At 72.2% G+C, this 20,096-nt stretch carries 22 protein-coding genes and 1 tRNA gene; 21 read left to right on the plus strand and 2 right to left on the minus strand.

Going from position 1 to position 20,096, the window contains the following annotated elements:
* The first annotated feature begins 22 nt into the window (after nucleotides 1-22).
* From QQX13_RS11100 to QQX13_RS11135, 8 genes are all read left to right on the plus strand, one after another.
* On the plus strand, nucleotides 23-658 hold the full coding sequence (locus QQX13_RS11100) for a hypothetical protein (protein WP_301119006.1): 636 nt from the start codon (nucleotides 23-25) through the stop codon (nucleotides 656-658).
* A 1-nt stretch (nucleotide 659) separates the two neighbouring features.
* On the plus strand, nucleotides 660-1,745 hold the full coding sequence (locus QQX13_RS11105; protein WP_301119007.1) for a threonine aldolase family protein: 1,086 nt from the start codon (nucleotides 660-662) through the stop codon (nucleotides 1,743-1,745).
* 25 nt (nucleotides 1,746-1,770) lie between these two features.
* On the plus strand, nucleotides 1,771-2,148 hold the full coding sequence (locus tag QQX13_RS11110; RefSeq protein WP_301119008.1) for a YchJ family protein: 378 nt from the start codon (nucleotides 1,771-1,773) through the stop codon (nucleotides 2,146-2,148).
* 32 nt (nucleotides 2,149-2,180) lie between these two features.
* The gene (locus QQX13_RS11115) at nucleotides 2,181-2,705 is read left to right on the plus strand and encodes a GNAT family N-acetyltransferase (RefSeq protein ID WP_301119009.1); all 525 of its coding nucleotides are present in this window, start codon (nucleotides 2,181-2,183) and stop codon (nucleotides 2,703-2,705) included.
* A gap of 67 nt (nucleotides 2,706-2,772) precedes the next feature.
* Nucleotides 2,773-3,990: an inorganic phosphate transporter gene (locus QQX13_RS11120; RefSeq protein ID WP_301119010.1), complete on the plus strand. Its 1,218-nt coding sequence runs from the start codon at nucleotides 2,773-2,775 to the stop codon at nucleotides 3,988-3,990.
* A 10-nt stretch (nucleotides 3,991-4,000) separates the two neighbouring features.
* Complete coding sequence (locus tag QQX13_RS11125) at nucleotides 4,001-4,237, plus strand: hypothetical protein (protein ID WP_301119011.1); 237 nt, start codon at nucleotides 4,001-4,003, stop codon at nucleotides 4,235-4,237.
* Between the two features lie 49 nt (nucleotides 4,238-4,286).
* Nucleotides 4,287-4,910 carry a protein-L-isoaspartate O-methyltransferase family protein gene (locus QQX13_RS11130; protein ID WP_301119012.1) on the plus strand — a complete coding sequence of 208 codons (624 nt, stop codon included), beginning with the start codon at nucleotides 4,287-4,289 and terminating at the stop codon, nucleotides 4,908-4,910.
* A gap of 98 nt (nucleotides 4,911-5,008) precedes the next feature.
* Nucleotides 5,009-5,347: a DUF4760 domain-containing protein gene (locus QQX13_RS11135; RefSeq protein WP_301119013.1), complete on the plus strand. Its 339-nt coding sequence runs from the start codon at nucleotides 5,009-5,011 to the stop codon at nucleotides 5,345-5,347.
* Between the two features lie 19 nt (nucleotides 5,348-5,366).
* Here QQX13_RS11135 and QQX13_RS11140 read toward each other — a convergent pair whose 3' ends face one another.
* Together QQX13_RS11140 and QQX13_RS11145 are read right to left on the minus strand one after the other, a co-directional pair.
* Nucleotides 5,367-6,098: a sulfite exporter TauE/SafE family protein gene (locus QQX13_RS11140; RefSeq protein ID WP_301119014.1), complete on the minus strand. Its 732-nt coding sequence runs from the start codon at nucleotides 6,096-6,098 to the stop codon at nucleotides 5,367-5,369.
* Between the two features lie 216 nt (nucleotides 6,099-6,314).
* Nucleotides 6,315-6,401: transfer RNA gene (locus QQX13_RS11145), tRNA-Leu, on the minus strand.
* Between the two features lie 48 nt (nucleotides 6,402-6,449).
* On the opposite strand from QQX13_RS11145, the gene QQX13_RS11150 reads away from it, so the two are divergent.
* From QQX13_RS11150 to QQX13_RS11210, 13 genes are all read left to right on the plus strand, one after another.
* Nucleotides 6,450-7,157, plus strand: a complete 708-nt coding sequence (locus QQX13_RS11150) for an FHA domain-containing protein (RefSeq protein ID WP_301119015.1) — start codon at nucleotides 6,450-6,452, stop codon at nucleotides 7,155-7,157.
* Nucleotide 7,158: 1 nt separating this feature from the next.
* Nucleotides 7,159-7,671, plus strand: coding sequence for an FHA domain-containing protein FhaB/FipA (locus QQX13_RS11155; protein WP_301119016.1), 513 nt, complete (start codon nucleotides 7,159-7,161; stop codon nucleotides 7,669-7,671).
* Nucleotides 7,671-8,870: a PP2C family protein-serine/threonine phosphatase gene (locus QQX13_RS11160; protein ID WP_301119017.1), complete on the plus strand. Its 1,200-nt coding sequence runs from the start codon at nucleotides 7,671-7,673 to the stop codon at nucleotides 8,868-8,870. The genes QQX13_RS11155 and QQX13_RS11160 overlap by 1 nt, the downstream gene beginning before the upstream one ends.
* Nucleotides 8,870-10,213: an FtsW/RodA/SpoVE family cell cycle protein gene (locus QQX13_RS11165; protein WP_301119018.1), complete on the plus strand. Its 1,344-nt coding sequence runs from the start codon at nucleotides 8,870-8,872 to the stop codon at nucleotides 10,211-10,213. The genes QQX13_RS11160 and QQX13_RS11165 overlap by 1 nt, the downstream gene beginning before the upstream one ends.
* Nucleotides 10,210-11,673, plus strand: coding sequence for a penicillin-binding transpeptidase domain-containing protein (locus tag QQX13_RS11170; RefSeq protein ID WP_301119019.1), 1,464 nt, complete (start codon nucleotides 10,210-10,212; stop codon nucleotides 11,671-11,673). The genes QQX13_RS11165 and QQX13_RS11170 overlap by 4 nt, the downstream gene beginning before the upstream one ends.
* Before the next feature lies 1 nt (nucleotide 11,674).
* The gene (locus tag QQX13_RS11175; protein ID WP_301119020.1) at nucleotides 11,675-12,631 is read left to right on the plus strand and encodes a serine/threonine-protein kinase; all 957 of its coding nucleotides are present in this window, start codon (nucleotides 11,675-11,677) and stop codon (nucleotides 12,629-12,631) included.
* A gap of 43 nt (nucleotides 12,632-12,674) precedes the next feature.
* Nucleotides 12,675-14,780: a Stk1 family PASTA domain-containing Ser/Thr kinase gene (gene pknB, locus QQX13_RS11180; protein WP_301119021.1), complete on the plus strand. Its 2,106-nt coding sequence runs from the start codon at nucleotides 12,675-12,677 to the stop codon at nucleotides 14,778-14,780.
* 73 nt (nucleotides 14,781-14,853) lie between these two features.
* Nucleotides 14,854-15,936 (plus strand): polyprenyl synthetase family protein, encoded by a 1,083-nt coding sequence (locus tag QQX13_RS11185; protein WP_301119022.1) that lies wholly within the window; start codon nucleotides 14,854-14,856, stop codon nucleotides 15,934-15,936.
* Complete coding sequence (locus tag QQX13_RS11190) at nucleotides 15,933-16,829, plus strand: phytoene/squalene synthase family protein (protein WP_301119023.1); 897 nt, start codon at nucleotides 15,933-15,935, stop codon at nucleotides 16,827-16,829. Before QQX13_RS11185 ends, QQX13_RS11190 begins: the two co-directional genes overlap by 4 nt.
* A complete protein-coding gene (gene crtI, locus QQX13_RS11195) occupies nucleotides 16,826-18,484 on the plus strand; it encodes a phytoene desaturase family protein (RefSeq protein ID WP_301119024.1) in 1,659 nt (552 codons plus the stop codon). Before QQX13_RS11190 ends, crtI begins: the two co-directional genes overlap by 4 nt.
* Nucleotides 18,481-18,816: a lycopene cyclase domain-containing protein gene (locus QQX13_RS11200; RefSeq protein WP_301119025.1), complete on the plus strand. Its 336-nt coding sequence runs from the start codon at nucleotides 18,481-18,483 to the stop codon at nucleotides 18,814-18,816. The genes crtI and QQX13_RS11200 overlap by 4 nt, the downstream gene beginning before the upstream one ends.
* The gene (locus QQX13_RS11205; protein WP_301119026.1) at nucleotides 18,813-19,166 is read left to right on the plus strand and encodes a lycopene cyclase domain-containing protein; all 354 of its coding nucleotides are present in this window, start codon (nucleotides 18,813-18,815) and stop codon (nucleotides 19,164-19,166) included. The genes QQX13_RS11200 and QQX13_RS11205 overlap by 4 nt, the downstream gene beginning before the upstream one ends.
* A 37-nt stretch (nucleotides 19,167-19,203) precedes the next feature.
* Complete coding sequence (locus QQX13_RS11210; RefSeq protein ID WP_301119027.1) at nucleotides 19,204-20,088, plus strand: prenyltransferase; 885 nt, start codon at nucleotides 19,204-19,206, stop codon at nucleotides 20,086-20,088.
* Nucleotides 20,089-20,096: the final 8 nt, after the last annotated feature.

The following is a 20,096-nucleotide window of genomic DNA, read 5'->3' on the forward strand; positions in this document are numbered from 1 at the left end:
CCCACGCCCCTAATCTGGAGCCATGGAAACCGTGTACGAGGCCATCGGCTGGATCGGCTCGATCCTCATCGTGTGGTCGCTCATGCAGGCGCGCGTGCTGAGGTTCCGATGGATGAACTTCGCCGGCTCCGTCATCGCGACCGCGTACAACGCCTACTTCGGCATCTGGCCGTTCGTCGCGATGAACGCCGCGATCGTGATCATCAACTCGTACTGGCTGCTGCGCCTGTACCGCGAGCGCCACGATCCGGGCGTGTACAAGGTGATCCCGCTCGATGCCGAGGACCCGTTCCTCCTGCACTTCCTCGAGGTCCACGCCAAGGACATCGCGTCGCAGCGCCCCGACTTCGCCGCCCGCGCCATGAACCGCGACGGCCGCCGCGTCACGTACCTGGTGACGCGCGGCGACGAGGCGGTCGGCGTGGTCGCGCTGCGCGACGAGGGCGCGGGCGTCGGGCTGGTCGAGCTGGACTGGGTCAAGGCGCGCTTCCGGGACTTCACGCCGGGGGAGTTCGTCTACCACCGGGACGATGCGCTGAAGGAGGCGGGCTTCCGCCGGGTGGAGATCGAGACCCGGCCGGAGCTGGATCGCGAGTACCTGCGCAAGGTCGGCTTCCGCACCGACCGGACCCGCTGGGTGATGGATCTGGCGGCCTGACATGAGCCGACCGATCCACTTCGCTTCCGACAACTACGCCGCCGTCCACCCCGAGGTGATGGAGGCGATCGCGGAGGCCAACGTCGGCCACGACGTCGCCTACGGCGCCGACTCCGCCACCGCCGCGTTCGACGCGGCCATCGCGGCCACCTTCGGGGACGATGCGCTGGGCTTCCCGGTGTTCAACGGCACCGGGGCGAACATCGTGTCGCTCATGGCGCTCAGCCCCCGGTGGGGCGGCGTGGTCGCCTCCGAGCACGCGCACATCAACGTCGACGAGAACGGCGCGCCCGAGCGGGTCGGCGGGCTGAAGATCCTGGCGCTGCCGAGCGTCGACGGCCGCCTGCGGCCCGAGCAGCTCGCCCGGTACGCAGGGGACCTGGGCGACGAGCACCGCGCCCAGCCCGTGGTGCTCTCGGTGACGCAGTCGACCGAGCTCGGCACCGTCTACTCGCTTGAGGACCTGCGCGAGCTCATGCATGCGGCGCACGCGCTCGGGATGCGGGTCCACCTGGACGGCGCCCGGATCGCCAACGCCGCCGCCGCGCTCGGGGTGTCGCTCGCGGAGGCGGTCGCCGGAGCGGACGTGCTGTCCTTCGGCGGCACCAAGAACGGAGCGATGCTCGGGGAGGCCGTGGTGGTGCTCGCGGAGGACCTCCGGGCCCCGCTCGCCCACGACCTGCCGTACCTGCGCAAGCAGACCATGCAGCTGGGGTCGAAGATGCGGTTCGTCTCGGCGCAGCTCACGGCGCTGCTGACGTCGACCGGGGGCTCGGGCGAGCCGCTGTGGCACCGCAACGCGAGCCACGCGAACGCGATGGCGGCGCGGCTGCGGACGGCTCTTCAGCCCGCGGCGGCGTCGGGCGTGCTGAGCTTCACCCAGGCGACCGAGTCGAACGCGGTGTTCGCGGTGCTGCCGCGCCGGGCGGCCGCCGCCGTGCGCGCACGGTTCCGCTTCTACGACTGGCAGGCGGGACCCGACGCCGACAGCGTCGAGGTGCGGTGGATGTGCGCCTGGGACACGCGCGAGGAGGACGTCGACGGCTTCGCGGCGACGGTCCTCGCCGCGTGCGAGGAGCTGGCCTGATGGCGTCGAACCGGAGGTCTCGCTGATGGCGCTGTGCCCCTGCGGATCGGGCGCCTCGTTCCCCGACTGCTGCCGGCCGTACCTGCGCGGGGAGGCCGCGGCGCCCACGGCCGAGGCCCTGATGCGCTCCCGCTACACCGCGTTCGTGCGCGGCGACGCGGGCTACCTCATGCGCACATGGCACCCGCGGACCTGCCCGGCGACGCTCGACGTCGAGGAGACGGACTGGCGCGGGCTCGAGGTGCTGGCGACGGAGTCGGGGGGCGCTGCGGACACGACCGGCACCGTCACCTTCGTCGCCCACTACGCGACGGGGGTGATCTCGACCGGCACCATGCGCGAGAAGAGCAGCTTCGTGCGTGAGGACGGCCGGTGGCTCTACGTTGGGGCGATCGACGAGTGAGCGAACTGACTCATACAGTTCGCCTGGCGACCATGGACGACGCCCCCGCGCTCGCCGAGCTGGCGGCCACCACGTTCCCGCTGGCCTGCCCGCCCACCACGACCGCCGAGGCCATCGCGGACCACATCGCGAACGCCCTCGCCCCGGAGGTGCTGGCCGGCTGGATCGTCGATCCGCAGAAGGCGGTGATGGTCGCAGAGTCCTCCGACGGCTCCCTCGACGGCTACGCGCTCGCGGTCTTCGGCCCGTGCGCCGACCCGGAGGCGGCGATCGCGCTGGCGACCGCGGGCATCGTCCCGGACCCGGTCCACGAGCTCTCGAAGATCTACGTCCGCGCCGAGGCGCAGGGCGGCGGGCTCGCGGGCGCCCTGATGGAGGCGGCGGTCGCCGCCTCGCGCGAGGCCCACGGCGCCGGTCCGTTCTGGCTCGGCACCAACGCCGACAACGCGCGGGCGCAGGCGTTCTACCGGCGGCACGGGTTCGCGACCGTGGGCGCGCGGACCTTCCTGGTGGGCGGTCGCCCCGAGTCGGATGTGGTGATGCTGCGCACCGAGTGAGCGGGCTTGACCGAACTGGGACCCTTTCCGCAGGGAACTCGGAGCATTTCAGGCCACAATGGAGCACGTGACCGAACCGCTCCTCCTCGGCATCGTCGTCGCGACCGCGCTCGCCTTCGATTTCACCAACGGATTCCACGACACCGGCAACGCGATGGCGACCTCCATCGCCACCAGGGCGCTGAAGCCCAAGCAGGCCGTGCTCCTGTCAGCGACCCTCAACATGGTGGGCGCATTCCTGTCGCTCACGGTCGCCGCGACCATCGCGAAGGGGATCGTCGACTCCGGCGTGGTCACCCTCGAGATCGTGCTCGCGGGCCTCGCGGGCGGCATCATCTGGAACCTCGTCACGTGGCTGTTCGGCATCCCGTCGAGCTCCTCGCACGCCCTCGTCGGCGGCGTGGTCGGCGCGGTCCTGGCCGCGGCCGGCACGGGCGGGGTGCTGTGGGCCGGGCTCGTGGCCAAGGTGCTCCTCCCCGCCCTGATCGCCCCGCTGGTCGCGATCCTGGTCGGCACGGTGGCGACCGCGCTGGTGGCGCGCATCACCCGGGACGTGCCGCAGGACACGAACGACCGCATGTTCCGGTGGGGTCAGATCGGCTCGGCGTCCCTGGTCTCGCTCGCGCACGGCACCAACGACGCGCAGAAGTCGATGGGCATCATCCTGCTCGCGCTGATCGCGGCCGGCGCGGTACCGTCCGACTCGAGCGTGCCGTTCTGGGTGATCGTGAGCTGCGCCCTCGCGATGGCGCTGGGGACCTACACCGGCGGCTGGCGCGTGATCCGGACCCTGGGCAAGGGACTGGTCGAGCTCGAGTCCCGCCAGGGGATGGCGGCCGAGACGTCCTCCGCCGCGGTCATCCTGCTCTCGAGCCACTTCGGCTACTCGCTCTCGACCACGCACGTCGCGACGGGCTCGATCATGGGCTCGGGGGTCGGCATGAAGGGGGCGTCGGTCCGCTGGTCCGTCGCCGGCCGGATGTTCATGGCCTGGCTGATCACCGTGCCCGCCGCCGCCACCGTCGGCGCGCTCGCCTACGGTCTCGACCGTCTGGTCGGCGGGACCGCGGGCTCGTATGTGGTGTTCGGCGTGCTGCTCGCGATCGCCGCGTTCATCTGGTGGTGGTCGCGTCGCAAGCCGGTGGGCCACCACAACGTGAACGACGACTGGGAGCCGGTCGCGGACGCCGAGGCGATCCTGGCGGAGGCCGTGGTCGACCACGAGCTGTCCGAGGCGGCGGATGGCCCCGTGACCGTGCCTGATGCCCGCGAGCGCGAGAGCTGAGGAGCGAGCCATGCAGCAGTACATCGAATGGGGCGCCCTCGCCAACGTCGTCCTGGTCGGCCTCCTGGTCGGCGCGGGACTGCCGGCGCTCTTCGCGCTCGGCGTGCGTGCGCTCGCCGGCACCGGGGCGAAGGACGAGGCAGGGCAGGTCAGGACCGGACGCAAGGTCCTCGCCGCCGTGGCGTTCGGCATCGTCATCGCGACCATCGTCGCCGCGGTCGCCTACATCGCCGCCGGCGGGCACTAGCCGCCACGCCGCCCGCGCGACCCGCGTCGCTCGGTGGTGAACTGGAGGCATGAGCGCTCCCGGGGTGCAGCCGCGCGCGGGCGACCAGCCCGACGCCCGGGTCGACGCCGCCTTCGCGGCGCAGCCCCGGGAACGCTTCCTGCCCGAGTCCGTGCGCGGGCAGGCGGCCCTCGACCAGCCGCTGCCGATCGGCTTCGCGCAGACCAACAGCCAGCCGACCACCGTGCGCGACATGCTCGTCCTGCTCGACGTGCACCGCGGCATGAAGGTGCTCGAGGTGGGCGCCGGCACCGGCTGGGTGCTCGCGATGCTGGCCGAGCTGGTCGGTGTCGACGGCACGGCGATCGGCACCGAGCGCATCCACCGGCTGGTCGAGGCGGGCAACGCGAACCTGGTGGCCGCCGACGTCCCCTGGGCGCGGCTGGTCGAGGCGGACGAACACGCGCTGGGTGCACCCGAGGAGGCGCCGTTCGACCGGATCCTGGTCTCCGCGATGGCGGGCCGGATGCCACGAACGCTGGTCGCGCAGCTCGCGCCGGGAGGGGTCATGGTGGCCCCCGTGCGCATGCGGATGATGCGGGTGGTGCGCGGCCTCCCGCCGCACGACGACCCGGACGATGCGGTGGTCACCGAGCACGGCGGCTACCGGTTCGTGCCGCTGATCGAGCCGTAGCTCGGGTGCTGCGCGCGGCGCCCATCTTTTGACAGCGGTCGCCACCGCGAGGACCGTGAGGAGGGTCGGTGTCCCACTGCAACGACGCGGAGGTCCCCATGGCTACACACGACGACGCGATGCTTCTGACCCAGGTGCTCCAGTGGCACACGTCGGCCGGGGGGATGGAGGCCTCGATGGCCCTCATGTCCCCCGACTTCGACGCCGAGTCGGCGAGCGTCCACGACCGCGAGGTGTTCGTCATGCTCATGATGGGCGAGACGGTGGGCACGTACGTGAAGCAGGGCGTGCTCGATGCGGGCCTGGTCTACGACCTGTGGGCGCCCGGGCTGATGTGGGCCCGCGTGGGGCCCGCCGCGCTGCGCCAGCGCGAGGAGTACGGCGTGCCCGCGCTGTGGGAGAACTTCGAGGCGCTGGCGTCGGGCCGGCTCGGCTGAGATCGCGGGGCTACGCCGTTCAGATCAGCAGGTAGACCGCTCCGACCAGCGTGAGCGCGATCACGACGCGGTCGAACACCGTCTGATCGATCCGCTCGGCGAGGGCTCGGCCCGCGAGCGCTCCGACCAGCACCGCGGGCACCAGGACCAGGTCCAGCAGCACGCCCGCGGGAGTGAGCAGCCCGAGCGAGATCGAGAACGGCACCTTGGCGACGTTGACGATCGCGAAGAACCACGCCGCGGTGCCCAGGAAGGTCTTCACGGGCAGACGCGCGGCAAGGAAGTACATGGACATGACGGGACCGCCCGCGTTCGCGACCATGGTGGTGAAGCCGCCCAGCGTGCCGTAGAGGATCCGGCCTCCGTGAGGGCGGTCCTGAGCGGCGACCCGGCGCCGCCAGAGCGTGAACGCGATCAGGAGCAGCAGGATGACGCCGATCAGGCGGCGCACCGCGGCATCGTCCGCGAGCGCCAGGAACGCCACTCCGGCCAGGACGCCGACGATCACGGCGGGCGCGAGGCGCACCAGCGCGCGCCAGTCGGCGTGGCGGCGGTAGGCCCACAGGGCGAAGACGTCGCCGACGATCAGGAGCGCGAGCAGCGTTCCGGTCGACTGCCGCGCGGGCAGCACCGCGGCGAACGCGGCGATCGACAGCGTGGACGCGCCGGGCAGCGCGGTCTTCGACACGCCGACGACCGCCGCCGCGACGGCGAGCAGCACCCATGCGGCTACCGACTGCTCGGGCAGCATGCGCTAGCCCGCCACGGGCGCCGAAGGGCGGCCCCTGCGCCCCGCATCGTCCCCGTACTCGCTCCGCATCGACCCTCCTCGAGCCCGCCCGCACACGACCGGAGCGCGATCCGCGCCCCGCCGCAACCTACAACGGCCGCCGCGTACCCGCCGACGAGCAGCGCTGGTTCGGAGCACGAGAAAGGCCCCCGAGGATCACCTCGGGGGCCTTCTGGATGGTGCGCGAGGGGGGAGTTGAACCCCCACGCCCTTTCGGGCACACGGACCTGAACCGTGCGCGTCTGCCTATTCCGCCACTCGCGCGCGCCGGGCTACTCTAGCACGATTCGCAGGACCGTTACGATTGCCTGCATGGGTGTGCTGGACCGCTTCGAGCGCGGCGTCGAGAACGTGATGCAGAACGCGTTCGCGCGCACCTTCAAGGCGGGTGTGAAGCCGGTCGAGCTGGCCGCCGCGATCAAGCGCGAGTGCGACGCCCGCGCCGCCGTCGTGGACCGCGGCCGCACCGTCGCGCCCAACGAGTACGCGATCGCGTTGTCCCCGACCGACCTCGCGACGGTCAAGGAATGGGGCGAGGACGCGCTGCTCCACGAGCTGTCCGACTCGCTGCGCACGCACGCGGAGCGCCAGCGCTACAGCTTCGTCGGCGGGGTCGAGGTCAGCCTCGGCGCGGACGAGACCCTCGCGACCGGCCGCTACGCCGTGGTCTCCCGCACCACGCGCGGCCCCGTCGCCCCGGCGACCACCTCGAACCCGAACTCCCGGCACCCGCTGCTCGACATCGACGGCACCCGCTACTACCTCACCGGCGAGGCGACGGTCCTGGGCCGCGGCTCCGAGTCGGACATCGTGGTGGACGACACGGGCGTGAGCCGCCGGCACGTGCGCCTCGAGGTCACGTCGCACGGCACGATCCTCACGGACCTGGGCTCCACGAACGGCACGTTCGTCGAGGATCAGCGGGTCAGTGAGGCGACACTCCTGGACGGCAACGCCATCACCATCGGTCGGACCACCATGATGTATTGGGATCCGGTGGACGAGGGTGAGGACTACTGACGTGAGCCAGCTGTCGATCACCCTGCTCCGCATGGGCTTCCTGGTCCTGCTGTGGGCGATGGTGCTCTCCGCGATCGCGGTGCTCCGCGCGGACCTCTACGGCACGCGCATCACGTCGCGCGGCCGCGGGCGCGAGGCCCGTCCCGCCCCCGCGGAGAAGACGGCCGCGCCCTCGCGCGCCGGGACCGGCATCCGCACCGGCTCGATCTCGACCAAGGCACCGTCGAACGCGCACCTGTCCGTCACCGCCGGCCCGCTCAAGGGCACCACCATCCCGCTGGGCTCCGCCCCGGTCCTGGTGGGGCGCGCGAGCACCTGCACGCTGGTGATCGACGACGACTACTGCTCGGCCAAGCACTGCCGCGTCTACCTGGACGCCACGACGTGGATGGTCGAGGACCTGGGCTCCACCAACGGCACGTACCTGGGCAATCAGAAGGTCACGGACCCCGTCCCGTTCCGCGAGGGCGACGTCATCCGGATCGGCGCGACCGCCCTGGAGCTGCGCCGCTGATGTATCTGGGGATCCACTTCGCCGCCCGGTCCGACGTGGGCCTCGTGCGCGCGAACAACCAGGACTCGGGCTTCGCCGGCCCCCACCTCCTCGCCGTGGCCGACGGCATGGGCGGCGCCGCGGGCGGCGACATCGCCTCCTCCATCGCCATCGCGCGCCTGGCGGCGCTCGAGGGCGAGGCCCACGGCCCGGACGATGCGCTGGACGAGCTGAAGACGGCCATCTCCGACGCGCATGCCCAGATAGTCCAGCGGGCCCGCAACGATCCGGAGCTCTCGGGCCTGGGCACCACCGTCACCGCGCTGCTGCGCTCCGGCTCGACGCTGTCGATGGCGCACATCGGCGACTCCCGCGCCTACCTGCTGCGCGACGGCCAGATCGACCAGGTCACCACCGACCACTCGTTCGTCCAGCACCTGGTGGACACGGGGCGGCTGTCCGTCGCGGACGCGGAGAACCACCCCAAGCGCTCCATGCTGCTGCGTGTGCTCGGCGACATCGACGCCGACGTTCCGGTCGACATCTCCGTCCGCGAGACCCGCCCCGGCGACCGCTGGATGCTGTGCTCGGACGGCCTCTCGGGCGTGGTGAGCAAGGACACCCTGCGCAAGACCCTCCTCGAGGTCGAGGACCCAGCGGACTGCGCGGACGCGCTCGTGGGCCTCGCGCTCGCCGCCGGCGCGCCCGACAACGTGACCTGCGTGATCGGCGACATCGTCGACATCGACGCGGCCCCCGACGGCGTCGGCCCGCCCACCGGCTCCCAGATCGTCGGCTCGGCCGCTCGCGACCGCCGCAAGCCCTCGGCCGGAGGCGACACCGCCGCCGGCCGCGCGGCGAAGCTCGCGAACCGCGACGAGCCGGACGACGACGAGGAGCCTGCGCGAGACCTCTGGCAGCGCCTGCGTCCGTGGATCCTCCCGCTGGTGGTGCTGCTCGCCATCGCGGGCGCCGCCTGGGGCGGCTACGTCTGGTCGCAGCAGCAGTACTACGTGGGCGAGTCCGAGGGCTTCGTGGCGATCTACCAGGGCATCCCGGAGACCCTCGGCCCCGTCGAGCTCCACGAGCTCGTGGAGACGTCCGACCTGCGCCTCGAGGACCTGGCGCCGTACCAGCGTGAGCGCGTGCTCGACGCGATCCGCGTCGGCGAGCTCGACGAGGCTCGCGCCGTGGTCGGCTCGCTGGAGACCGGGACCTAGTGGCAACCGTCGCCGAGGTCACGGTCCGCACCGGGCGCCGGGCCGAGCTGGGCCTGCTCGCCCTCACCGTCCTCATCGCCGTCGCCGCGCGCGGGCTGGTCGACTATCACGCCGACTACCTGGTCATCTCCGACATGCTCGTCTACACGGGCGCGTGGGTGGCCGTGGCCCTGGCGATCCACCTCGCGCTCCGCCGGTGGGCGCCGTTCGCGGACCCCGTGCTCGTGCCCGCGGTGCTCACCATCAACGGCATCGGCCTCGCGATGATCCGGCGCATCGACTTCGCGTACGCCGCGCGCGGCCGCGAGACGGACTTCGGGCAGGTGCAGGCCGTCTGGACCCTCCTGGGCATCAGCCTCGCGATCCTGGTGATCCTGCTGCTGCGCGACTACAAGCTCCTGCGCCGCTTCACCTACACCGCGGGCGTGCTCGGACTGGTCGGTCTGCTCCTGCCCCTGCTGCCCGGGATCGGCACCCAGATCAACGGCGCGCGCATCTGGATCAACGTCTTCGGCAAGTCGCTGCAGCCGGGCGAGTTCGCCAAGATCGCCTTCGTCGTCTTCTTCGCCGGTTACCTGGTCTCGAACCGCGACACGCTCGCGCTCGCCGGACCCAAGGTGCTCGGCATGCGCTTCCCGCGCCCCCGCGACCTCGGGCCCCTCGCGCTGGTCTGGGTCGCGGCGATGCTGGTGCAGATCTACGAGCGGGACCTGGGCACGTCGCTGCTCCTGTTCGGCATCTTCGTCGCGATGCTCTATGTCGCCACCGAGCAGCTCAGCTGGGTGCTCACGGGCATGGCCATGTTCACGGTCGGCGCCGTGGCCGCCGGAGCCTTCTTCAGCCACGTGGGCGCGCGCTACACGGCCTGGCTCCACGCCCTCGACCCCGAGGTCTACCGGTCGGGCCAGTCCGAGCAGCTGGTCCGCGGGCTCTTCGGCATGGCGTCCGGCGGGCTGTTCGGCACCGGTCTGGGCGAGGGGAGACCCGACCTGGTCCCGTACGCGGAGTCCGACTTCATCGTCGCCTCGATCGGGGAGGAGCTGGGGCTGACCGGGCTGCTCGCGATCCTCACCCTCTACATCGTGATCGTCCAGCGCGCGATGCGCACCGCGATCGGCATCCGCCACGGCTTCGGCAAGCTGCTGTCCGCCGGCCTGGGCTTCGCGATCGGCCTCCAGGTGTTCATCGTCGTGGGCGGCGTCACCCGCGTCATCCCGCTCACCGGTCTCACCACGCCGTTCCTCGCGTACGGCGGCAGCTCGATGCTCGCCAACTGGATCGTCATCGGGCTGCTCCTGCGCATCTCCCATCAGGCGCGCCGGCCTGAGGAGTCGAGCGCATGAACGAGCCGGTCCGTCGCATCTCGGTGGTGGTGCTCACGATGTTCCTGGCGCTCATGATCGCCGCGTCATACATCCAGGTGATCGCCGCGGGAGACCTCAACGCCGACGCCCGCAACGTCCGCACCCTGTACCGCGAGTACGGCACCTTCCGCGGCCCGATCGTGGTCGACGGGCAGTCGATCGTATGGTCCGCGCCGGTCGACGATCCCTTCAACTACCAGCGCACGTACGCCGACGGACCGCTGTACTCCGCCGTCACCGGCTACTACTCGATCGTCTACGGCCGCACGGGTATCGAGCAGTCCGAGAACGAGCTGCTGTCCGGCACGGCGGACGAGCTGTTCTGGACCCGGCTGGGCAACCTCGTGTCGGGCGAGACGCAGCGCGGCGCGAGCGTCGAGCTCACGCTGAGCGGCGCGGTCCAGCAGGCGGCGTTCGACGCGCTCGGCGACCAGATCGGGGCCGTGGTCGCGCTCGACCCGTCGACCGGCAAGGTCCTCGCGATGGTCACCAGCCCCACCTTCGACCCCGCGGACCTGGCCGGGCACACCACCTCGGTGGTCAACGAGAACTATCAGACCCTGCTGGGCACCCCGGACGGCCCCCTGGTGAACCGGGCGATCGCCGGCGACACCTATCCGCCGGGCTCGACCTTCAAGCTGGTCACCGCCGCCGCCGCGCTGGGCGCCGGCTACGACGCGGAGTCCGAGCTCTACGCCCCCGACGAGCTCGCCCTGCCCGGCACCAGCGTCACCATGGGCAACTACGGCGGGGCCTCGTGCTCGTCCACGGAGTCGATGACCCTGGCCGACGCGCTGCGCATCAGCTGCAACACCGCCTTCGGCAGCCTCGGGATGAAGCTCGGATGGTCGGTCATCGAGCGGCAGGCGGAGGCTTTCGGCTGGGGTGAGCAGCTCTCGATCCCGCTCGCCGTCACGCCGTCGCGTCTGCCCGACGACCCGGACCAGGCGCAGACGGCGATGTCCTCGATCGGCCAGTACGACGTGCGCGCCACCCCGCTCCAGATGGCGATGGTGGCGGCCGGCATCGCGAACGACGGCGAGCTCATGCGCCCCTACCTGGTCGAGACGGTCCGCGACGCGGACCTGCGGGTGGTGGAGACCACCGAGCCCGAGGTCATGTCCACGCCGATGACGGTCGCGGACGCGAACGAGCTGACCGCGATGATGGTGGGAGTGGTCGACGCGGGGTCGGGGACCAACGCCCAGATCTCCGGCGTCGAGGTCGCGGGCAAGACCGGCACCGCCGAGACGGGCAACGACCTCGATCCGCACGCCTGGTTCGTGGGCTTCGCCCCCGCCGACGACCCGGTGGTCGCGGTCGCGGTGGTGCTGGAGAACGGCGGCGGCAACACCGGCACCATCACCGGTGGGCGCCTCGCGGCACCCATCGCCAGGCAGGTCATCGAGGCGGCGCTGGCCGCGCAGGGAGGGAGCTGAGATGGCGATCCACGCCGGCACCACCCTGGGCGGACGCTACGTCCTGAGGTCGATGATCGCGGTCGGCGGCATGGGCGAGGTCTGGCGCGGGACCGATGCCGACCTGGACCGCGACGTGGCCGTCAAGGTGCTCAAGGACGGCGCCGCGGAGAACGAGACGTTCCTCAAGCGGTTCCGCAACGAGGCCAAGAACGCCGCCGGGCTCATCCACGCGAACATCGCGCAGGTCTACGACTTCGGCGAGCACGCCGGCACGCCGTACCTGGTGATGGAGATGGTCGAGGGGGAGCCCCTGTCGACCATGCTCGAGCGCGAGCGCACGCTCGACGAGGCCCGCCTGGTGGTCATCCTGCGGCACACCTGCCGCGGGCTCGCGGTCGCGCACGAGGCCGGCGTCATGCACCGCGACATCAAGCCCGGCAACCTCCTGGTGCAGGAGGGCGACCACGTCAAGATCACGGACTTCGGGGTCAGCCGCGGCACCGACCAGACCACCCTCACCGCGACGGGCATGGTCATGGGCACGGCGCAGTACCTCGCCCCGGAGCTCGCGCTCGGCAAGCCGGCGACCCCGCAGTCCGACCTCTACGCGATGGGGATCATCGCCTTCGAGGCCGTGGCCGGCAAGCGGCCCTTCACCGCCGCGAGCGCGGTCGACATCGCGATCGCCCAGGTGAACGAGCCAGTGCCGGCGCTGCCCGCGGGCGTGTCGCCGCAGCTCGCGGACCTCATCCTGCGGCTGCTGGAGAAGAACCCGCGCAAGCGCCCCGCGACGGCCCTCGAGCTCGACCGCCTGCTCGCCGACCTCGACCTCGCCCCGGGCGAGCGCGCCGCGCCGGCGACCCCCGCATCGTCCCCCACCCCGACCACCGCGCCGCGCCGGGCGATGCCCCCGTCGATCGCGCCCCGCGAGTTCCGTCCCCGCCCCGACGTCTCGCGCAGGAGGCCCGCACGATGACGTCTGAGACAATGTGCCGCAGCACGACAGGTAAGGAAGCTTCATGAACGACGATCCCAAGATCCTCGCTGGTCGATACGAGGTGGGCGACCTCATCGGCCGGGGCGGGATGGCCGAGGTCCACGTCGGCTACGACACGCGCCTGGGCCGCACCGTCGCGATCAAGATCCTGCGCGCCGACCTGGCCCGCGACCCGTCGTTCCAGACGCGGTTCCGCCGCGAGGCGCAGGCGGCCGCGGGGCTCAACCACCCGAGCATCGTCGCCGTGTACGACACCGGCGAGGACACCATCGTGGGGGCGTCGGGCCAGCCGCAGGCGGTGCCGTTCATCGTGATGGAGTACGTCGAGGGCCACACGGTCCGCGAGATCCTCAAGGGCGACGTCGCCGCCCCGATCGACGAGGCCGTCGAGATCACCGCGGGCGTGCTCGCCGCGCTCGACTACTCCCACCACGCGGGGCTGGTGCACCGCGACATCAAGCCCGCCAACATCATGCTGACGCCCACCGGCGCGGTGAAGGTCATGGACTTCGGCATCGCCCGCGCGCTCGCCGACGCCGGTCAGACGATGACCCAGACGCAGGCCGTGGTCGGCACCGCCCAGTACCTGTCGCCCGAGCAGGCCCGGGGCGAGCACGTCGACGCGCGCTCGGACCTGTACTCGACCGGCTGCGTGCTGTTCGAGCTGCTGACGGGTCGCCCGCCGTTCGTCGGCGACTCGCCGGTCTCCGTGGCCTACCAGCACGTGCGCGAGCCCGCCCCGCAGCCGTCCCAGTTCGCCTCGGACGTGCCCGCCGAGCTCGACAAGGTCGTGCTGCGCGCGCTGTCGAAGAACCGCGACGAGCGCTACTCCAGCGCCCAGGAGTTCCTCGCCGACCTCCGCGCGGTCATCGCGGGCGACGCGGTCGCGCCGTCCACCGGCGCGATCGCGCTCGGCTCCGCCGCCTTCGGCGCCGGGGTCGCGGGCGTCGCCGCGGCGGCCGCGGCCGGTGCGGGAGGCCCCGAGACCGGGGCCACCGAGATTATGCCCGAGCAGGCCGCCGGGACGGCCGTCATGGCCGGCGGGCCCTGGGCGAACGTCGCCCCCGGCTCCGTCCCCCCGGGGACGGGCAGCGTGCCGGTCACCGAGGAGGTCGACCCGGACGAGGCGCGTCGCAAGAAGATCATGCAGTGGTCGATCCTCGCGGCCGCGATCCTCGCGGCGGCGCTGCTGATCGGCGCCCTGTGGATGCTGACGCGCGGCGGACCGGCGGTCGAGCCGAGCCCGAGCGCGTCGGCGGTCGCGATCCCCGTGGTCGAGGGGCTGCCCGAGGACGAGGCGGTGGCGGCGCTCGAGGAGCTGGGCCTGGTCCCGACGGTGGAGACCGAGCCGTCGGACGACGTCGACAAGGACCTCGCGACGCGCACCGATCCGCCAGCGGGCCAGCAGCTCGCCGAGGGCGCGAGCATCGTCCTGTACATCTCCGCGGGCCCGGACGTGGTCACGGTCCCGGACGTCCGGAGCCTCACCGAGGAGCAGGCGATCAGCGAGCTCGAGGACGCGGGGCTGCGGGTCACCCGGACGGACACGACGGACGACGGCGGCATCGACGAGGGCCGCGCCGTCGAGACGAGCCCCGCCGCCGGCGAGGAGGTCGCGAACGACTCGACCGTCACGCTGTACCTCTCGAGCGGCAAGGTCGACCTGCCCGATCTCACGGGCATGAGCGAGTCCGACGCGCGCGCCGCCGTCACCGAGCTGGGCCTCATCCCGCAGGTGACCTACCAGGAGTTCGCGCAGGGCCCGTACGGCGAGGTCGAGTCGCAGTCGCCGTCGCCGAGCCGCGTGGACAACGGCACCACCGTCACGCTCACCGTCGGCACGCAGCCGTCGACCGTGGCGGTGCCCGACGTCACCGGCATGAGCGAGTCGAACGCGAAGTCGGAGATCCAGGGCGCCGGTCTCCAGGTGGGCGCGGTGTCGACCGACACGACCGACCCGCAGGTCGACAAGGCCGGCACGGTGAAGTCCACCAACCCCAAGGGCGGCACCCAGGTGACCCCCGACACCCTCGTGGACATCGTCATGTACTGCGACGTGCAGGCCGTGATCACCACGCCGGACCCGGCCGACCCCGCCAACACGACCACGGACTACGTCTGCCAGTAGCGGCCGTCACGGTTCCATCACGACGCGCCCCCGGGGGAATACCCCCGGGGGCGCCGGTGTCTATGCTGGCGTGATGATGCCTCAGGCGACCGTGGACGGGGTGAGGGAGTTCGTCGCGGCGAACCTCCCCGAGGTGCAGTGCGCCCTCGACGACCACGTCACCCAGGCGATGGGAGAGCTGCCCTCGGCCGGCGCGGACTATCGCAACCTGTGGGCGTCGATCGGCCAGCAGTACTCCGGCGGCAAGAACCTCCGCCCGTCGCTCACCCTGGCCGCCTACGCCGGCCTGGGAGGGGACGATGCGGAGGCCGTGGTCCCCGTCGCGGCCGCCATGGAGATGCTCCACACGGCGATGCTCGTCCACGACGACATCCTCGACGGAGACGAGGTACGCCGAGGCCGCCCCAACGTCGCCGGCACCCGCCGCCGCGCCCTGGAGGACAGCCGGCTCACGCCCGCCCAGGTGGACGCCCACGTCCTGTCCGCCGCGCTGCTCGGCGGCGACCTGGCCCTCGCATCGTCCTACGACCTGATCTCCCGGGCGAAGCTGCCCGCGCACCACCGCATCGCCTGCCTCGACCTGATCACGCGCGCCATCCGCACCACCATCGCGGGCGAGCTGCTGGACATGTACGGGGACATGACGGCCCCGAAGGACGCCAACAGCCTGCTGGTCGCCGAGCTCAAGACGGCGACCTACTCGTGCGTGGTCCCCCTCCTCGCGGGCGCCCAGCTCGCGGGCGGCGACCCCACGATGGTCGGGCACCTCGAGAAGCTCGGGGCGTCGCTGGGCCTGAGCTTCCAGCTGGTGGACGACGACCTGGGGGTGTTCGGCGACCCGGAGGTCACCGGCAAGTCCGTGCTGTCCGACCTGCGGTCCGGCAAGCGCACCGAGCTGCTGCGGCTGGGCTTCCAGCAGGCGGACGACGCGGGTCAGGCCCTGCTCGCCGCCGCCGTGGGCAACCCCGACCTCGACGAGGACTGGGCGGGCCGTGTGCGCGACGTGCTGATCGAGTGCGGCGCCCGCGACCGGGCGCTCAAGGTGGCGCGGCAGCACGCCCGCATGGCGCGCAGGATCGCCTACGAGCGGATCCCGGCGCCCCTGTCCGGCTACCTGATCGACCTCATCGACGAGATGGAGGGCCGCACGTCATGAGCCAGGCCCGGCGACGGGTCCACCTCGACAACGCGACCTCGCTCGCCCTCTACGACGAGGCCGCGCGCGCCGCCGCGGCGCAGGTGATCGCGCGCTACTCCACCTCCTTCGGGCTCGGCACGCGCCTGCTGGCGCGCGCCATGCGCCACCACATCGAGGCCGTCTACGCGATGGTGCGGGTCGCCGACGAGATCGTCGACACGTACCGGGGCGACGACGCGGGCGACCTGCTCGACGCCTTCGCGGACGAGGTGCACGCCGCCATGGAGCGCGGCTTCTCCGCCGACCTGGTCGCGCACGCCTTCGCGACCACGGCGCGCGAGGTCGGGATCGCGCGGGCGCAGACCGAGCCGTTCTTCGCGTCGATGCGGATGGACCTGGCGACGGCGGAGCACGACGCGGAGTCGCTCGCGACGTACATCTACGGCTCCGCCGAGGTCGTGGGGGAGATGTGCCTCGCCGTGTTCGTCAACACCGGCCACGGTCCCCGGCCCCTCGAGCCGCGGGTGAGCGAGGGCGCGCGACGGCTCGGCGCCGCGTATCAGAAGGTGAACTTCCTGCGGGATCTGGGCTCCGACGTGGAGCAGCTGGGCCGCGCCTACTTCCCCGGCGTGACGGCGGAATCCCTGACGGACGCCCGGCTCGCCGAGCTCGTGGCCGACTGCCGGGCGGACATGGATGCGGCCCGCGCGTGCCTGCCCGACCTGCCCCGGCGCGCGCGCGTCGCGGTCGCGACCACCCTCGACATCTACGACCGCCTGCTCGCGCAGATCGCCTCCACGCCTGCGGCGGAACTGGCTGGACGGAGGATCCGGGTGGCGAACCCGGTGAAGCTCGGCCTCGCCGCACGGAACGTGGTGCCCTTCGGGTCGGCGGCGGGGGCGCGGGCGTGAGCGGCGCGCGGACGGGAGCGCCCCGCATCGTCGTGATCGGCGGGGGAGTCGCGGGCCTGGCGACCGCGGGCCTGCTCGCGCGCGGGGGCGCGCAGGTGACCCTGCTCGAGCGCAACGCGACGCTCGGCGGCCGCTCGGGGCGCCTCACGGTCGCCGGCCACACGTTCGACACCGGCCCCTCGTGGTACCTCATGCCCGAGGCCTTCGAGCAGTGGTTCGCGCTCATGGGCCGCCGCGTCGAGGACCACCTCGACCTCATCGACCTCGACCCGCGCTACCGGGTGTTCTTCGAGGGCGAGGATCCGTGGGGCGCGGCCGAGAGCCTCGACGTGTCCGCCGACCCCGAGTCCAACTGGGAGACCTTCGAGGAGCTCAGCCCCGGCGACGGCGCCGCCATGCGCAGGTATGCGGAGGATGCGGGCGAGCTCTACCGGATCGCGCTCGACCGCTTCCTCTACACGACCTTCGCCAGGCCCCTCGGGGTGGTCGACCGCGACGTGCTGCGGCGGCTCCCCCGGCTCGCCTCGCTGCTGACCCGGTCGCTCGGCGCGCGCATCGCCGCGAAGGTGCGCGACCCGCGGCTGCGGCAGATCCTGGGCTTCCACGCGGTGTTCCTCGGCTCGTCGCCGTCGCGCGCGCCATCGCTGTTCTCGCTCATGAGCCACCTCGACCTCACCGACGGCGTCCGCTACCCGCGGGGCGGCATGTACGCGGTGATCGAGGCGCTGGCGGCGATCGCCCGGGAGGAGGGCGCCGCGGTGCGCACCTCCTCGCCCGTGGCGCGGATCGTGGTGGACGATGCGGGATTCGCCTCCGGCGTCGAGCTCGCCTCCGGCGAGCTGGTGCCCGCCGACGCGGTGGTCTCCGCGGCGGATCTCCATCACACGGAGACCGCCCTGGTGCCCGAGGAGTGGCGCACGCATCCCGAGCGGTCGTGGCGGCGGCGCGAGCCCGGCGTCAGCGCGCTGCTCGCGATGGTCGAGGTGGACGGCAAGGTGGACGAGCTCGCGCACCACAGCCTGTTCTTCACGGGCGACTGGGACGCCAACTTCGAGGCGATCCTCGGGAGGCGGCTGCCGCCCGTGCCGGCCTCCGTCTACGTCTCCCGGGTGGGCGCGACCGATCCGTCCGTGTCTGCGGAGGGCAAGGACTCGCTGTTCCTCCTGGTCCCGTTCCCCGCGGATCCGTCGCTGGGATCCACGGCCGAGTCCCGGGCGGAGCTGATGGGGGTGGCCCGCCGCTACCTCGCGCAGATCGGGGCCTGGGCCGGGATCGAGGACCTGCCCGGCCGGTCGACCGTGCTGAAGGTCACCACCCCCGCCGACTTCGCCGAGGGGCTCGGCGCCTGGCAGGGCGGCGCCCTCGGGCTCGAGCACACGCTGCTCCAGTCGGCGATGTTCCGCCCCGCGAACGTGTCCTCCAAGGTCGCGAACCTGCTGTACGCGGGCGCGTCCACCGTCCCCGGCATCGGCGTCCCGCTGTGCCTCATCTCCGCGGAGCTGGTCGCCAAGCGCCTGCTCGGCGCCGTCGACGTCGGGCCGCTCCCCACGCCCGCGCCCGAGGGCTTCCTGAGCCTCTCGAAGGATCAGGGCGTGCTCGGCAACCTGGCCCGACGGGCCGGATCCTGCCAGCTGCGCGAGGCGCGCGGCGAATGAGCCAGTTCGCCTACCTGGCCGCGTTGGTCGTGTCGATCGGCGGCCTGGCCGTGCTGGACCTCCGGTACCGGATCGCGCTCTTCGACCAGCCGCGACGCACGCTGCTGACGGTCGGGCTCGCCGCGGCCGCCTTCCTCGCCTGGGACGCCGCCGGCGTGGGCCTGGGCATCTTCTTCATCGGCGGCGCGCCCTACCTGACGGGCGTGGTGCTCGCGCCCGAGGTGCCGCTCGAGGAGCTGTTCTTCCTGATCCTGCTTGTGTACCAGACGCTGCTGCTGTGGCGCTGGCTCGACCGGCGCGCGCGGGCGGCGACGCGCGAGGGCGCGTCATGACGTACGTGCTGCTCTCCCTGGGCGTGCTCGCCCTGATCGGCGCGGTCACCGTGCCGACCCTGCGCCGCATGCCGCAGCGGCCGCTCCTGCTCACCGGCGCCGTGCTGATCGTGATGACCGCGATCTTCGACAACGTGATCGTCGGCCTGGACATCGTCGGCTACGACCCGGCGCGGATCTCCGGCATCCGCGTGGGGAAGGCGCCTCTCGAGGACTTCTCGTACACACTGGGAGCCGTGATGATGGTGCCCGCGCTCTGGACCTGGCTGGGCCCGCGCCACCCGCACCCCTCCACCCCAGCGCCGACCTCGACCCCCGACCCCTCCCGTCGGGACACTCAGTCCTCATGAATCGCCGGATCCTCGCCCCCCGGGACACTCAGTCCTCATGAGCACCCTCGCCAGCATCGTCAAGGCCTCGAGGCCCGTCTCCTGGATCAACACCGCCTTCCCGTTCGCCGCCGGCTACCTCATGGTGACCCGCGAGATCGATGCGGTGCTGGTCGTCGGCACGCTGTTCTTCCTGATCCCCTACAACCTGCTGATGTACGGGATCAACGACGTCTTCGACTACGAGTCCGACCTGGCCAACCCGCGCAAGGGCGGCATCGAGGGCGACGTGATCCGCGACCGCGAGCGCGCGCGGTCCGTCCACCGCGCCATCCTGTGGGCGTGCGCCGTCACGGTGCTCCCGCCGATGGTGTGGCTCCTGCTCCAGGGCGGCGTCGCGGCAGCCGTCACCCTGGTGCTGGTGGTCTTCGGCGTGATCGCGTACTCGGCCCCCGGGCTGCGGTTCAAGGAGAAGCCGTTCCTCGACTCCCTCACCTCGGCGCTGCACTTCTGCGGGCCGCTGCTCTACGCGCTGGTGATCGCGGGCGCGAGCCTGACCGCGCCCGACACCTGGCCCATCTGGGTGGCGTTCATCCTGTGGGGCATGGCCAGCCACGCCTTCGGCGCGGTGCAGGACGTGCGCGCGGACCGCGAGGGCGGCATCGGCTCGGTCGCCACGGTCATCGGTGCCCGCGCGACGGTGTGGTTCGCGCTCGCCCTGTACGCCGCATCGTCCCTGTTGCTGCTCCTGCTGCCGTGGCCCGGGACGCTCGCGGCCGTGCTGCCCCTCGCCTACGTGGCGTCCGTGGCGCGCTTCACGCGCGTCACCGACGCCACCTGCGAGGACGCGAACCGCGGCTGGCGCACCTTCCTCTGGCTCAACCAGCCCGTGGGCTTCGCGGTGACGATGCTGCTGATCGTCGCGTGGAACGGCTGGCTCTAGCCCGCGAG

It is taken from the genome of Demequina lignilytica (assembly GCF_030418375.1).
Lineage (GTDB): Bacteria > Actinomycetota > Actinomycetes > Actinomycetales > Demequinaceae > Demequina > Demequina lignilytica.

Coding starts and splice junctions, on each gene's coding strand:
- QQX13_RS11100 (WP_301119006.1), top strand. CDS start 23: ATGGAAACCGTGTACGAGGCCATCGGCTGGATCGGCTCGATCCTCATC.
- QQX13_RS11105 (WP_301119007.1), top strand. CDS start 660: ATGAGCCGACCGATCCACTTCGCTTCCGACAACTACGCCGCCGTCCAC.
- QQX13_RS11110 (WP_301119008.1), top strand. CDS start 1,771: ATGGCGCTGTGCCCCTGCGGATCGGGCGCCTCGTTCCCCGACTGCTGC.
- QQX13_RS11115 (WP_301119009.1), top strand. CDS start 2,181: ATGGACGACGCCCCCGCGCTCGCCGAGCTGGCGGCCACCACGTTCCCG.
- QQX13_RS11125 (WP_301119011.1), top strand. CDS start 4,001: ATGCAGCAGTACATCGAATGGGGCGCCCTCGCCAACGTCGTCCTGGTC.
- QQX13_RS11130 (WP_301119012.1), top strand. CDS start 4,287: ATGAGCGCTCCCGGGGTGCAGCCGCGCGCGGGCGACCAGCCCGACGCC.
- QQX13_RS11135 (WP_301119013.1), top strand. CDS start 5,009: ATGGCTACACACGACGACGCGATGCTTCTGACCCAGGTGCTCCAGTGG.
- QQX13_RS11140 (WP_301119014.1), bottom strand. CDS start 6,098: ATGCTGCCCGAGCAGTCGGTAGCCGCATGGGTGCTGCTCGCCGTCGCG.
- QQX13_RS11150 (WP_301119015.1), top strand. CDS start 6,450: ATGGGTGTGCTGGACCGCTTCGAGCGCGGCGTCGAGAACGTGATGCAG.
- QQX13_RS11160 (WP_301119017.1), top strand. CDS start 7,671: ATGTATCTGGGGATCCACTTCGCCGCCCGGTCCGACGTGGGCCTCGTG.
- QQX13_RS11170 (WP_301119019.1), top strand. CDS start 10,210: ATGAACGAGCCGGTCCGTCGCATCTCGGTGGTGGTGCTCACGATGTTC.
- QQX13_RS11175 (WP_301119020.1), top strand. CDS start 11,675: ATGGCGATCCACGCCGGCACCACCCTGGGCGGACGCTACGTCCTGAGG.
- pknB (WP_301119021.1), top strand. CDS start 12,675: ATGAACGACGATCCCAAGATCCTCGCTGGTCGATACGAGGTGGGCGAC.
- QQX13_RS11185 (WP_301119022.1), top strand. CDS start 14,854: ATGATGCCTCAGGCGACCGTGGACGGGGTGAGGGAGTTCGTCGCGGCG.
- QQX13_RS11190 (WP_301119023.1), top strand. CDS start 15,933: ATGAGCCAGGCCCGGCGACGGGTCCACCTCGACAACGCGACCTCGCTC.
- QQX13_RS11200 (WP_301119025.1), top strand. CDS start 18,481: ATGAGCCAGTTCGCCTACCTGGCCGCGTTGGTCGTGTCGATCGGCGGC.
- QQX13_RS11205 (WP_301119026.1), top strand. CDS start 18,813: ATGACGTACGTGCTGCTCTCCCTGGGCGTGCTCGCCCTGATCGGCGCG.
- QQX13_RS11210 (WP_301119027.1), top strand. CDS start 19,204: ATGAGCACCCTCGCCAGCATCGTCAAGGCCTCGAGGCCCGTCTCCTGG.